The following is a 13,734-nucleotide window of genomic DNA, read 5'->3' on the forward strand; positions in this document are numbered from 1 at the left end:
ACATAAAAGCACACTGAGTCCAATAAACTATCGAACTCAGTGTGCTTTTCGTCTAAAAAATTATTGTTTTCTTCTTCTACCTAATACGAATAATACTCCGCCAACTAAGAATGAAATTCCCGCACCAACTGACATCATCCATGAATGTGCTGCCCCTGTTTTCGGTAATTCTTTTTCTACTTTTGCTTGCGGTTCTTTAATTAACTTTTCCAGTCTTACTTCCGGTTTCACTTCTGGTTCTTTCGGTTCTTTCGGATCTTCCGGCTTCACTTCTGGTTCCTTCGGTTCTTTCGGATCTTCCGGTTTCACTTCTGGTTCCTTCGGTTCTTTCGGATCTTCCGGCTTCACTTCTGGTTCTTTCGGTTCTTTCGGATCTTCCGGCTTCACTTCTGGTTCCTTCGGTTCTTTCGGATCTTCCGGTTTCACTTCTGGTTCCTTCGGCTCTTCTGGTATCTTAAGATCTTCTTTTGTTTTCGGTAAAATTGTAACTGTAGGCTCAAGTGGTGGATTTATTTTATCGTCCACTACCGCTCTATTTGTTATCCCTTTACTTGGTGCTGCTTTTACCTTCACTTTAAAAATAATACTACGTTCTTTCGTATCTGTAATTTCTAGATACTTTGCTATTACTTTTCCAAACTCCATTTTTAACTCTATTGGATTTGGTTCAGCCCCTTCAAATCTAATGCGATCTTGCACGTACTCTAAACCGGCTGGAATTTCATCTTCTACCTTTACCTCTGCTAGTTTGCCGTTTTCTACCGTATTTTTGAAACTAATTCGGTATTCTACTTCTTCTCCTAGCTTTGGCTCTTTATTACTTACTGTCTTCGCTGCTGTTAACTTACCATCTTTATATTCTGGCTTTATTTTCGCTGTCGGTTCTATAACTGGATGTTTCGGATCATCCACTTCAATAATCGCTTTATTTGTTATTTCTCCTCCAACTTTTACTGATTCTTTTACCTTTACTTTAAAGATGATACTTCTTTCTTTCGTATCCGTAATTTCTGGATACTTCACTGTTACTTTTCCATTCTCGACTTTAAGTTCTGTTGGCACAGGCTTATCACCTACGGCCTCCAGACTTTCTTTCACATACTCTAAACCAGACGGAATTTCATCTTCAATCTTTACATCAACTAACTTCCCGCCATCTACTGTGCCGTTAAAAGTAATTCGATATTCGATTTCTTCCCCTAGCTTTGGTTCATGGTTACTTACTTCTTTCCTTGCCTCTAGTTTCCCATCTTTATATTGAGGTGTAATTGGTATAAGTGACTCAACTGGTGGATTTGTCGGATTATTATCATCCACAACCGCCTTGTTTATAATTTCTTTTCCTACTTGTACAGTTTCTTGTACTTTCACTTTAAAGATGATACTTCTTTTTTTCGTATCCGTAATTTCTGGATACTTTGCTGTTACTTTTCCATTCTCAACTTTAAGTTCTACTGGATTTGGTTCCGGCCCATCAGACTTTATACTATCCTGTACGTATTCTAAACCAGCTGGAATTTCGTCCTCTACTTTCACCTCAGTTAGTTTGCCGTTTTCTACCGTATTTTCAAAACTAATTCGATATTCTACTTCTTCTCCTAACTTCGGTTCATGGTTACTCACTGTTTTTTCAGCTTGTAATACACCCTCTTTATGTTGAGGTTGTATCGCGACATTCGGTTTCTCTGGTGGATTTATAGTATCTTCCACAACCGCCGTATTCACAATCGCTTCGCCAATTTTAGCTTTTTCTTTCACTTTTGCTTTAAAGACGATACTTCTTTCTTTCGTATCCGTAATTTCTGGATATTCTGCGAGTACTATGCCGTTTTTCACTTTTACATGCAACGGTTTTGGATTATCCCCCTCAGCTCTTTCGCTACCTTCTACAAACTCTAAACTGTTTGGTAATTCATCCTTAATTTTCACCTTCGCTAATTTTCCGTGCTCAACTACGTTACGGAACGTAATTCGATACTCTACTTCTTCTCCTAATTTTGGAGCTGGGTTATTTACTGTTTTCTCAGCTTTTATTTTTCCATTCTTATACTCCGGTGTAATAATCGCTTCTGGTTTTTGCGGAGGATTCTTCGGATTATCATCATCCACAATTGCCGTATTCACGATTTTCTTCCCGACTTTTACTGCTTCTGTTACTTTTACCTTAAAGATAATGCTACGCTCAGCTGTATCAGTAATATTTTCATACTTCGCTGTAATTTTTCCAGCTTCTTCTTTTAACTCTACCGGATTTGGTTCATTACCTTCTGCTTTTAAACTATCCTTCACATACTCTAATCCATTTGGTAGTTGATCCTCAATTTTCACTTCTGCTAGTTTTCCGTTTTCTACCGTATTTTTAAAACTAATTCGGTACTCTACTTCTTCTCCTAGCTTTGGATCTTTTTTACTTACCTTTTTATCAGCTTTAAATTTACCATCTTTATGCTGCGGTATAATATCTACTTCTGGTCGCTCTGGTGGATTTTTTGTATCATCAACAATTGCTTTATTTACAATTGCCTTGTCCACTTCAACAGAATCTTTCACCTTCACTTTAAAAATAATGCTTCTTTCTTTCATGTCAGTGATATTTTCATACTTCGCACTAACCTTACCAGCTTCTTCTTTCAACTCTACTGGGGCCGGCTTATCACCTTCTGCTTTTAGACTATCTTTCACATACTCTAAACCAAACGGAATTTCATCCTCAATTTTAACCTCTGCCAGTTTTCCATCTTTCACCGTATTATTAAATGAAATTCGATATTCGATTTCTTCACCTAGCTTCGGTTTATGATTATTCACCTTTTTATGAGCAGCAATTTTACCATCTTTATATTGTGGTGTAATTTTTGCTGTCGGATCAATTACTGGATGGTTCGGATCATCAACATGGATAATCGCTTTATTTGTAATGTCCTTCCCTATTGTAACCGAATCTTTTACCTTCACTTTAAAGACAATACTTCTTTCTTGCGTATCCATAATCTCTGAATACTTTGCCATTACCTTACCATTTTCTACTTTCAACTCCACTGGTTTTGGCTCTTCACCTTCAGCTTTTTCGCTTCCTTCTACAAACTCTAATCCAGCTGGAATTTTATCTTCTATTTTTACCTCTGCTAGTTTTCCATCTTTCACCGTGTTATTAAAAATAATTCGATATTCGATTTCCTCACCTAACTTCGGTTCATGGTTACTTACTTCTTTTCTTGCCTCAATTTTCCCATCTTTATATTGTGGTGTAATCGGTACATAAGGCTCTTCTGGCAGATTCTTTGTATCATCTACAATTGCCTCATTTACGATTTCTTCTCCCACTTTTACGCTTTCTTTTACCTTCGCTTTAAAGACAATGCTTCTTTCCCCTGTATCTGTAATTTCTGGATACTTTGCCATTACCTTATTATTTTTCACATGTAGCTCTACTGGTTTCGGTTTAGAACCTTCTGCCGTGATACTGCCTTCCACATACTCTAAACCATTTGGTAATGCATCCTTTATATTTACCTCTGCTAGTTTTCCGTTTTCTACCGTGTTTTTAAAACTAATTCGGTATTCTACTTCTTCTCCTAGTTTCGGTTTATGATTATTCGCCACTTTCTGCGCAGCAATTTTACCATCTTTATATTGCGGAGTAATTTCCACATGAGGCTCTTCGGGCTCATTTTTTGTATCTACTACGATTGCTTTATTAACAATCTCCTTGCCTATTTCTGCCTCTTCTTTTACTCTCACTTTAAAGATAATACTTCTTTCTTTTGTATCCGTAATTTCTAGATACTTTGCCATTACCTTACCGTTTTCAAATTTCAATTCTACCGGACTAGGCTTAGATCCTTCTGCTTGTAAACTGTTTTCTACATACTCTAATCCAGCTGGAATTTCATCTTCTACTTTAACCTCTACTAGTTTTCCGTTTTCTACCGTATTTTTAAAACTAATTCGGTATTCTATTTCTTCTCCTAATTTCGGTTTTTTATTGTTTACAAATTTCTCTGCTTTAAGCTTACCGTCTTTATATTCTGGCATAATTGTTACTTCTGAAGTTGTTGGATCTTTTGTATCATCAACAACTACTTTATTGACAAGACCTTCACCAACTTTAAATTCTTCTTTTACTTTCGCTTTAAAGACGATACTTCTTTCTTCTGTATCCGTAATCTCTGGATATTTGGCGATTACTTTTCCATCTTTCACTTTCAGTTCTACTGGATCCGGCTTAGTACCTTCCGCTCGTAAACTATCTTTCACATACTCTAATCCATTTGGTAAATCGTCTTCTATTTTTACCTCTGCTAGCTTTCCGTTTTCTACCGTATTTTTAAAACTAATTCGGTATTCTACTTCTTCTCCTAACTTCGGCGTTTCATTATTTACCGTCTTCTTCGCTTCCACTTTTCCGTCTTTATGCTGCGGAGTAATTTCTGCCGTCGGTGTTTCTGGTTCATTTTTCGTATCATCAACAATTGCTTTGTTGACGATTTTTTTACCGACTTTCACTTCTTCCTTTACTTTCACTTTAAAAGTGATACTTCTTTCTTCTGTGTCCGTAATCTCTGGATACTTCGCCATTACCTTACCATTTTCCATTTTCAATTCTACTGGATCTGGCTTAGTACCTTCTGCTTTCACACTGTTTTCTACATACTCTAAACCTTCTGGTAAAGTATCTTCTATTTTTACCTCTGCTAGTTTTCCGTCTTCTACCGTGTTTTTAAAACTAATTCGGTATTCTACTTCTTCTCCTAACTTCGGCGTTTCATTATTTACCGTCTTCTTCGCTTTCACTTTTCCGTCTTTATGTTGCGGAATAATTTCTGCTGTCGGTGTTTCTGGCGGATGTTTCGTATCGCTCACAATCGCTTCATTAACAATTGAATCGCTCACTTTACCTTTTACTTTCACTTTAAAGGTAATACTTCTCTCTTTTGTATCTGTAATCTCAGGATACTTTGCCATTACCTTACCGTTTTCAAATTTTAATTCCACTGGATCTGGCTTAGAACCTTCTACTTTTAAACTATCTTTCACATACTCTAATCCATTTGGTAAATCATCTTCTATTTTTACCTCTGTTAGCTTTCCATGTTCTACCGTATTTTTAAAGCTAATTCGGTATTCCACTTCTTCTCCTAACTTCGGCGTTTCATTATTTACTATCTTTTTTGCTTCAAGTTTTCCATCTTTATACTGAGGAGTAATTTCCGCTGTCGGATTAACTGGCTTATTTTGCGAATCATCAATAGTTGCTTTATTAATGATTTTTTTACCGACTTTTACTTCTTCTTTTACTTTCACTTTAAAAACGATACTTCTTTCTTCTGTATCCGTAATTTCTGGATATTTTGCCATTACTTTACCGTTTTCAAATTTCAGCTCTACTGAATCTATTCCGGCACCTTCTGCTTTCAAACTATTTTCTACATACTCTAAACCTTCTGGTAAAGTATCCTCTACTGTCACGTCTGTTAGCTTTCCGTTCTTTACCGTATTTTTCATACTAATTCGGTATTCTACTTCTTCTCCTAACTTCGGTGTTTCATTATTTACGATTTTCTTCGCTTTAATTTTTCCATCTTTGTGTAATGGTGTAATTTTCGCTTCTGGTTCTTTCGGATCTTTCATATCATCAACAATTGCCTTATTGATGATTTCCTTCCCCACTTCCGCTTCTTCCTTCACCTTTACCTTAAAGACAATACTTCTTTCTTTCATATCCGTAATATTGTCGTATTCAGCAATAACTTTTCCATCTTTCACACTTAACTTTAATGGAGCTGGTTTATCACCTTCAGCCTTTTCACTGCCTTTTACATACTCTAAACCGTTAGGAATTGTATCCTCTATTATTACCTTTTCTAGTTTTCCGTTTTCTACCGTGTTCTTAAAGCTAATTCGGTATTCTACTTCTTCTCCTAGTTTTGGTGATGGATTATCTACTGTCTTCTTCGAATCAATTATTCCATCCTTATGTTGCGGAGTAATTCTTTCCTCCGGTTCAATCGGTGGATTTTTCGTATCATCAACAATTGCTTTATTGACAATCTCTTTATCTACTTTTACTTCTTCCTTCACCTTTACTTTAAAGACGATACTTCTTTCTTTCATATCCATAATATCGATATACTTAGCTTTGACTATCCCATTTTCAACAGCTAATTCTACTGGTCCAGGTGCTTCTCCTTCGGCCTTGATGCTATTTTCTACATATTCAAGACCTTTTGGAATTGTATCTTCCACTCGCACCGTTTCTAGTTTTCCGTTCTCAACCGTATTATGAAAACTAATGCGGTACTCGATTTCTTCACCTAACTTCGGCTTCTTATTATTAACTACCTTTGTAGCAGCAATTTCACCTTTTTTACTTTGCGGTGTAATAACAACCTTCGATTCAACAGGCTCATTTTTCGGATCTTTTGCAATTGCTTTATTTACAATTGCCTCCCCTACCTTTGCCGAATCTTTTACTTTCACTTTAAAAACAATACTTCTTTTTTCTGTATCCATAATCTCTGGATACTTTGCCATTACTTTGCCATCTTCCACTTTTAGTTCTACTGGCTCTGGTTTTATACCTTCAGCTTTCAAACTATCTTTCACGTATTCAACACCTTTAGGTAGTGTATCTTCTACTAGCACCGTTTCTAGTTTTCCGTTTTCTACCGTATTATAAAATGTAATTCGGTATTCCACTTCTTCTCCTAGTTTTGGTGTTTGATTCGTTACGTTTTTTTCTACATCCACTTTACCGTATTTATAATCCGGCGTAATCTTTTCTTCTGGATGCTCAGACTGTCCATTTGGCTCACTCACAACCGCTTTATTAACAATCGTTTCTCCCGCTTTTGCCTCTTCTTTTACTTTCACTTTAAAGGCGATGCTTCGCTCTTTTGTATCCGTAATTTCTGGATATTTTGCGATTACCTTACCATTCTCTACTTTTAACTCTACTGGATTTGGTTCAGTACCTTCAGCTCTCTCACTGCCTTGAACAAATTCTAAGTTAGCTGGAATTTCATCTTCTATTGTAATTGCATCTAGTTTTCCGTTTTCCACCGTATTTTTAAAGCTAATTTGATATTCAAATTCTTCTCCTAGCTTCGGCTTCTTATTTGTTGCCTTTTTCTTTGCATCAATTTTACCGGCCTTATGCTGTGGTGTAATCTTCTCTTCTAGATCCTTTGGTGGATTTGTTTTATCACTAACGGTTGCTTTGTTAACAATTTCTTCACCAATTTTTGCAGTTTCTTTTACTTTTGTTTTAAAGACGATACTTCTTTCTTCCATATCCATAATTTCTGGATACTTTGCAATTACTTTGCCATTTTCAAACTTCAGCTCTACTGGCTCTGGTTTTACACCTTCGGCTTTCAAACTATCTTTCACGTATTCAAGACTACTTGGTAATTCGTCTTCAATCGTCAATACATCTAGACGTCCATCTTTTATCTTATTTTTAAATGTAATACGATACTCTACCTCATCACCTAACTTCGGTGTTTTATTAGAAGCTATTTTTCTCGCCTCTATTTCCCCTGGAACTTCTTTTGGGGTAGTAACCGTAACATTTGCATCGTCCTCAGTTTCATACTTTATCTCGGCACTATCTTGTCCCTTTAAAACAACGACATTTTTTACTGTTGTATCTGATTGTACAGAATCTTTCACTTTTACTTTGAATGTAATAACGGTACTTTCACCCGGCTTTAAAACACCACCGTTTTTAGCATCTGCACCCTCACCAACACGGAAATCAATTTGATTATTTACAAACTCTGCTTCATCATCGCTTGCATTATCTGTTTTATTTCCTTTATTACTTCCAGAAACATATTGAATAGATCCCGGGACATACTCTAAACGATCATCTAATTTATCAAAACCTTTTACATTTGATACCGGCGCTTGGTTATTTTTCGTATCATTTTTCACTTCAATTTGATACGTAAACTCTTCACCAGCTTTAACGTCCTTAATTTCTTTTCCGGCACTATCTAATGCCTTTTTATCAACTTGTAAGTTTGGAGCATTATGTTCTGTAACGAATGTAGCGTTATTTAATACGTAAATATCACCGCCACCACCATATGCTCTAAAACGCATTTTTGCTTCTTTTAAATCATTTTTCACTTGAGTGGGTCCTTCAAGGTGATACGTATGAATATCTGTACTGAAAGAATTTGTCCAATCTGGATTATATCCTGGGTATTTTTTTGTAACAAATTCGTTAGTACCATCTACTTGTACTTCTGTCATAGATGAGTCATTAACATCATTATCTTTACCTTTAATATTTTTAAACTTTTGATACCCTAACCCAAAATCATACTCTCCATAATCATAGGCATATCCATCATTATCAGCTGGATCACCTTGCGATGAAAAATAACTAAATTTCGCCTTAAAAGCGCCTTCTTTTGGTGTGTTTATTTTATTAACACTAATATCTGTCCAGGCTGTACTTTTTTGAGAGACTAGCCCTTCCCAAATCTTCATGTCTTTTACTGTTTCTTTATAGTTTTCATAAACTAATATAAGATTCCAGTTACCCCAGTAATAGCCGCCACCTGTTACATCTTTAATTTGTGGCACATTTGCAACTGTCAACGTTTGAGAAATACCTTGCTGTGCAATTATATTTGTTACTTCTGCATACGCTACATATCCTGCGCCACTACCTGAATAATTAGAAATATAAGGTAGATAATCAGCTTTTCTTATGCTATCAGCAGTTACCTCTGCATATTCTTTATTTCCCATTCTCATTTTGACTGGTTGCCTTACTTGATCCTCGGTAACCTTTCTATCAGCGATATTTCCTGGTAACCCCATTGCTGCTGTCCAGAATAAGTAAGCCTTTTTCACTTTACTTCCAGCAGGAATGTTAGGAAATGCACCTGTTGACGAATTAAAAGTACTATCATCATTATCAACATCAACCGTCATTTTATTCGTTTTATAACCCATACTTTGTCTGCCATAATGATCAGATGTCAAACCAAGTGTCACATTACCAGTCTGTACTAAATTACCAGGAGCAATTGTAGAATACAACGGGTCTCCAAATCCTTGTTTATCTCCTGTTTGGATTTGAACCTTCGAAGCATTTTCTGATGCAGCTTGTGCTTCTGCATCACTCTGCTTTACTGCTAAAGGTGATTGCTTTTTCTCTTTTTCTAGTTGCTTCTCAGCCTCAGGTTGTTTTATCTTCTCTATTTCTGTTTTTTGTGCAGATGTATTTTTATCTTCTACAGATACTTTTAATTTTCCATCCACTTCTTTAGTTTTTGAATCAGTTGTTGATCCGATAGCTTTCTTACTACTGTCAGCCTCATCATCGGTATTAGCTTCTAACTTCTCTTCAGAAGGAAGCCCTTCAACATCTACAGACATATTTCCTATTTGTAGTTGATCCTTTTGCACACTAATTTTTTGCTTATACTCTTTATTAAAATGTTGCGCACGACGAGCTTTTATTAATACAGTCATTTTTTCATGTGATTTTAAATCTTGAATTTTAAGATTAGAAGAAAGAACCTTTCCTCCATTATCTTTTTCCTCTACATAGAAATCCGCTACCTTATTTTCAAGTAACTTCTCTCCGTTTACTTTCACAGATTGCGAAAGAAACTCAATTCCATTGTCATTATTTTGTTTAATTACTAATTCTCGGATTGGTGTATCTCCCGTATTTTCAATCTTATATTGAAATACGTGCTCCCTCTCCGCTACTTCTCCCTTATACATTTCAGCATTCACTTGATCTGCCTTAATTTTCACATCATTTCCTTGTAACTCATCCCAGCTTTTTTTATTTATCTCTGTAGCAAAAGCACTGGGCGAAGGCAATATGATGGATAGAAGAAGTGTGATCATTGTTACGACATTAAAACACTTCAATACTTGCTTCATATTTTCTACCTTTCTCCTTTCTATATACTTGCTATCCGTCTACTAAATTGCAGTAACCCTTTCATTTAGTAGACGAATACATAGCAATATATATCCACTCGCAACAATCCGACCTACGAAAATGTATCGTTGAAATCCCAATGTCAACAATATAAATCTCATAGAATATTACTATTTTAATTTATCAAAAATAGCATATATATCGGACACTTATACAAACCCTTACCATATTTTTAATATAGTAAAAACACCGTGCTGTATAGGTTTATATAACAGTTAAAGGATACTTAAAAATTTTAACATACTCCTCATCCTATTTATACATACAATAGAAAATTTACCATTTTTTAGTTATTTTCAGTTTGTTTTTTATGATTAAAATTTTCTAAAAATAACAACCGTTACATGTAAAAATATGTTACATTAAACAAGAACAAACGTTCTTTTTTGAAAAAAGGAGGGATTTTTTATGCTACACGAACCTATTATCGTAAAAAAAGAAGCTTTCCACGCAATCGGCGTTTCGGTTACGACGACTAATGAAAAAGAGGCATCTACTGAAGGAAACATTCCACAACTTTGGAACCGATACTTTCAAGAACAAATGATGCATCACATCCCAAATCAACAAACGAAAGAAACATTCGCTTTCTACTCAAACTACGAGTCAGATGAAACCGGTACATATCAATTTACAATCGGTATGCCTGTTTCTTCATTAGAAGACGTTCCTGAAAATATGACAACTTTAACAATACCTGCCGCTACATATGCGGTATTTACAACAAGAAAGGGACCAGTTGCTGAAGTCGTTTGTGAAGCTTGGGAATATATTTGGAAATGGTCGAAAGAAAATAAACGTGCCTTCACAACAGACTTTGAGCTTTACGATGAAAGAGCGTTAGATCCAAACAACGTCCAATTGGATATTTATATTGCGTTAGCCTAAAAAAAGATGCCCATTCGGCATCTTTTTTTGTCGTTAAATAGCTACTGGGCAAATTCATTATTATTGTCTACAATGAGAAAGTGCAGTATAGAAATATTAGAAACTGTATAAAACGATTGTTAATAGGTTTTTTAGTTTAAATTCGTCACATAGAAAGGAAGCAATATGGAGGAACTACAACAAAATAAAACTGTTTTAGAAGGAAGCGGAAAACCGTTATTAAAAAATACGAATTTCCTTTTTCTTTGGGCAGCTACTCTTTTTTCAAGCTTTGCTTTAGCCTTTTTTACTTTTTCACAAACGTGGTACATAGCAAAAACATTAAACCTTGAAGCTTCACTCGGTGTTGTTTTCGTAGCTCTTAGTGTTCCAAGGCTTATTTTTATGATTGTCGGCGGCGCTGTAGCTGATAAATTCCCGAAAAAAAACATTATGTTTTACTCCAATATCATTCGAGCGATTCTTGTCGCAACCATTCTCACATGGTTCATTGTCGGTGATGTAACACTATATACATTTGCTTTATTCGCTTTATTCTTTGGACTTGCTGATGCTTTCTTCTGGTCAGCAGATGGATCTATCTTACCGGAATTGGTAGAAAAAAGCCGGTTAACACAAGCAAATTCGCTTACACAAATGACGAACCAAGCATCGGTCATCTTAGGCCCTGTACTTGGTGGTATTCTCATTAAATTTACGAACTATGAGACAATCTTTTCCATTACGATTTTATTACTGATTGTCGCTGCCATACTCGTTCAAAAAATACAATTTACGATGCCAGAACAAAAAGATACAAATAAAGGTATGTTCACTTCCATTAAAGAAGGAATCTTATATGTAAAGGAATCGCCATTCCTTTCAACTTTCCTTATTTGTAGCGCTTTTTTAAACTTATTTTTAATCGGCCCGATGCAAGTTGGTTTCCCGCTTTTTGTTAAAAACGTTCTGCATGGTGATTCGCTCCATTTTAGTTACTTAGAAGCATCTGTAGGTGGCGGAATGGCAATCGGTGCTGTCATTGTCGGTTTAAAAAATATTAATCGTAGACGCGGTCTATTTTGTATTATCATGATGCTATTGTCTGGTGTATTCTTCTTAGCCATCAACTTTAGCACCGTACTTTGGCAAGCACTATTAGCCGGCATGTTTTATGGTATTACAATCGCAATGGCGATTGTACCGCTTATGGCAATGATTCAATCGACAGTAAAAGAAGAAATGATGGGACGCGTAATGAGTTTACTTATGCTATCATCAATGGGCTTTATCCCGCTCTCTTATGCATTCACATCACTTGCACTTGCAATGGGAATTCCAATCGTAACCGTTATGAAAAGTGGTGCAATAGCTGTTATCGTCTTCGTACTATTTGTAGCGATTCGTGTTCCAGTTGTAAGGAAGTTCGATTAGCCACTTAGAGTCATGTATTATACGCATGGCTCTTTTTTGAATGGATCAAATAGTGATATTCCCTTACTTCTCCTTAATGCTGCTCCCCATTCTAATCCAACCTCTAAAAATAAATCTCGCACTGTACTGTATAAAAGTGCCCCAATGTCTTTACGAATTTCCCCATATTTATATGCTCTTACAACACTTTTCACGCGCCAAATTAAATTTCCATACACTTCTTCGTCAGCTAATATTTGCTCTAGTAAAACACCTTGTTCTAGTAACCCACTCTTTTTATACGCAAGCTCGACCTTACTCCAAAATATATTAATTTTCTTCGGATTACTCGTCATCGGCATCAGTGCGTATATAAAAGGCTTCGGTATATCATGACGGCAATACGTCTCATCAAGCTCATACGTTCCTTTTCTTTTCTCTTTTATTTGTGAAATGTTTTTAGAAAGAATTGTTTCCCCAGCAATTTTTTGCTCATTTTTACTACAGCCAGTTGCATTATCCTCAGTTTTACAAGCGGACATTTTCATACGGTCATCCATGCGGTCAATCGCAGATGTAAGAAATACATATAAGTTCGCACTATACCCGCCGCGTTTATGCCTTTCTTTTGTTGCAACACGCTTTATAATTCCTAGTTCCTCTAACTTTGCAATTGAACGGCGTACTGTACGAATACTCTTTCCAACATTCGTCGCAATCGTCCCCATTAATGGACAAGCAACCCCTACTGTTTTTTGTTTCTCATTCACCGCATATTTTCCTAAAAAATGAATAATGATAGAATCAGTTTTATTCAATTGAAATCGGTAGCACTTCAAAACTTGTTTTTGATATGTATTAAACTCTTCTTTACTTCGAAATTCACTATATGGTTTCATTAAATTATATAAGCTTCCCATTTATATCACCTCATTTATAAGTAAGAGGCAGGAAGCGAAATTGGCGTGATAGTTAATATTTTTTAATGGAGATGAAAATATGATCGTAATTAGCGCTTGTTTAGGTGGGATTGCTTGCCGTTATGACGGGAATGACAATCTCGTTTCAAAAATAGAGGAGCTTCTGCAAAAAGAAGATACAATCCTCATTTGCCCTGAAGTATTAGGAGGACTACCAACACCTCGTCCTTCCGCTGAAATTATTGGCGGGAATGGCGACGACGTTTTAGACGGAAAAGCGAAAGTGATAACAAAAAATGGTGAAGATGTCACAGCAGCTTTCGTAAATGGTGCTTATAAAGCATTAGAACAAATTAAAGATTTACACCCAGAATATATTATTTTAAAAGAACGCAGCCCATCTTGTGGTAGTTCTACGATTTACACTGGAGATTTTAACGGTAATAAGCAAACTGGTTTCGGAGTGACAACTGCTTTATTTAAAAGACACGGATTTAAAGTCATTTCAGAAGAAGAATTTGAAAACAAAAAAAGGAATTGACCCTGTTCGTCAAT

At 35.9% G+C, this 13,734-nt stretch carries 5 protein-coding genes; 3 read left to right on the top strand and 2 right to left on the bottom strand.

The window, feature by feature from the left end:
* Positions 1-60: 60 nt before the first annotated feature.
* Entirely contained in the window at positions 61-9,918 is a 9,858-nt protein-coding gene (locus ACTFR8_RS20160; protein WP_252209720.1) for an isopeptide-forming domain-containing fimbrial protein, read from the bottom strand.
* 469 nt (positions 9,919-10,387) lie between these two features.
* On the opposite strand from ACTFR8_RS20160, the gene ACTFR8_RS20165 reads away from it, so the two are divergent.
* Both ACTFR8_RS20165 and ACTFR8_RS20170 read left to right on the top strand, forming a co-directional pair.
* On the top strand, positions 10,388-10,867 hold the full coding sequence (locus tag ACTFR8_RS20165) for a GyrI-like domain-containing protein (protein ID WP_000902159.1): 480 nt from the start codon (positions 10,388-10,390) through the stop codon (positions 10,865-10,867).
* Positions 10,868-11,032: 165 nt separating this feature from the next.
* A complete protein-coding gene (locus ACTFR8_RS20170; protein WP_252209721.1) occupies positions 11,033-12,280 on the top strand; it encodes an MFS transporter in 1,248 nt (415 codons plus the stop codon).
* Positions 12,281-12,297: 17 nt separating this feature from the next.
* Here ACTFR8_RS20170 and ACTFR8_RS20175 read toward each other — a convergent pair whose 3' ends face one another.
* Complete coding sequence (locus ACTFR8_RS20175) at positions 12,298-13,179, bottom strand: helix-turn-helix domain-containing protein (RefSeq protein WP_252209722.1); 882 nt, start codon at positions 13,177-13,179, stop codon at positions 12,298-12,300.
* 79 nt (positions 13,180-13,258) lie between these two features.
* Here ACTFR8_RS20175 and ACTFR8_RS20180 point away from each other — a divergent pair, with 79 nt between their 5' ends.
* Positions 13,259-13,720, top strand: coding sequence for a DUF523 domain-containing protein (locus ACTFR8_RS20180; RefSeq protein WP_252209723.1), 462 nt, complete (start codon positions 13,259-13,261; stop codon positions 13,718-13,720).
* Positions 13,721-13,734: the final 14 nt, after the last annotated feature.

Origin of the sequence: Bacillus cereus group sp. MYBK15-3, assembly GCF_051916765.1 — a bacterium.
GTDB lineage: Bacteria > Bacillota > Bacilli > Bacillales > Bacillaceae_G > Bacillus_A > Bacillus_A cereus.

Coding starts and splice junctions, on each gene's coding strand:
- ACTFR8_RS20160 (WP_252209720.1), bottom strand. CDS start 9,918: ATGAAGCAAGTATTGAAGTGTTTTAATGTCGTAACAATGATCACACTT.
- ACTFR8_RS20165 (WP_000902159.1), top strand. CDS start 10,388: ATGCTACACGAACCTATTATCGTAAAAAAAGAAGCTTTCCACGCAATC.
- ACTFR8_RS20170 (WP_252209721.1), top strand. CDS start 11,033: ATGGAGGAACTACAACAAAATAAAACTGTTTTAGAAGGAAGCGGAAAA.
- ACTFR8_RS20180 (WP_252209723.1), top strand. CDS start 13,259: ATGATCGTAATTAGCGCTTGTTTAGGTGGGATTGCTTGCCGTTATGAC.
- ACTFR8_RS20175 (WP_252209722.1), bottom strand. CDS start 13,179: ATGGGAAGCTTATATAATTTAATGAAACCATATAGTGAATTTCGAAGT.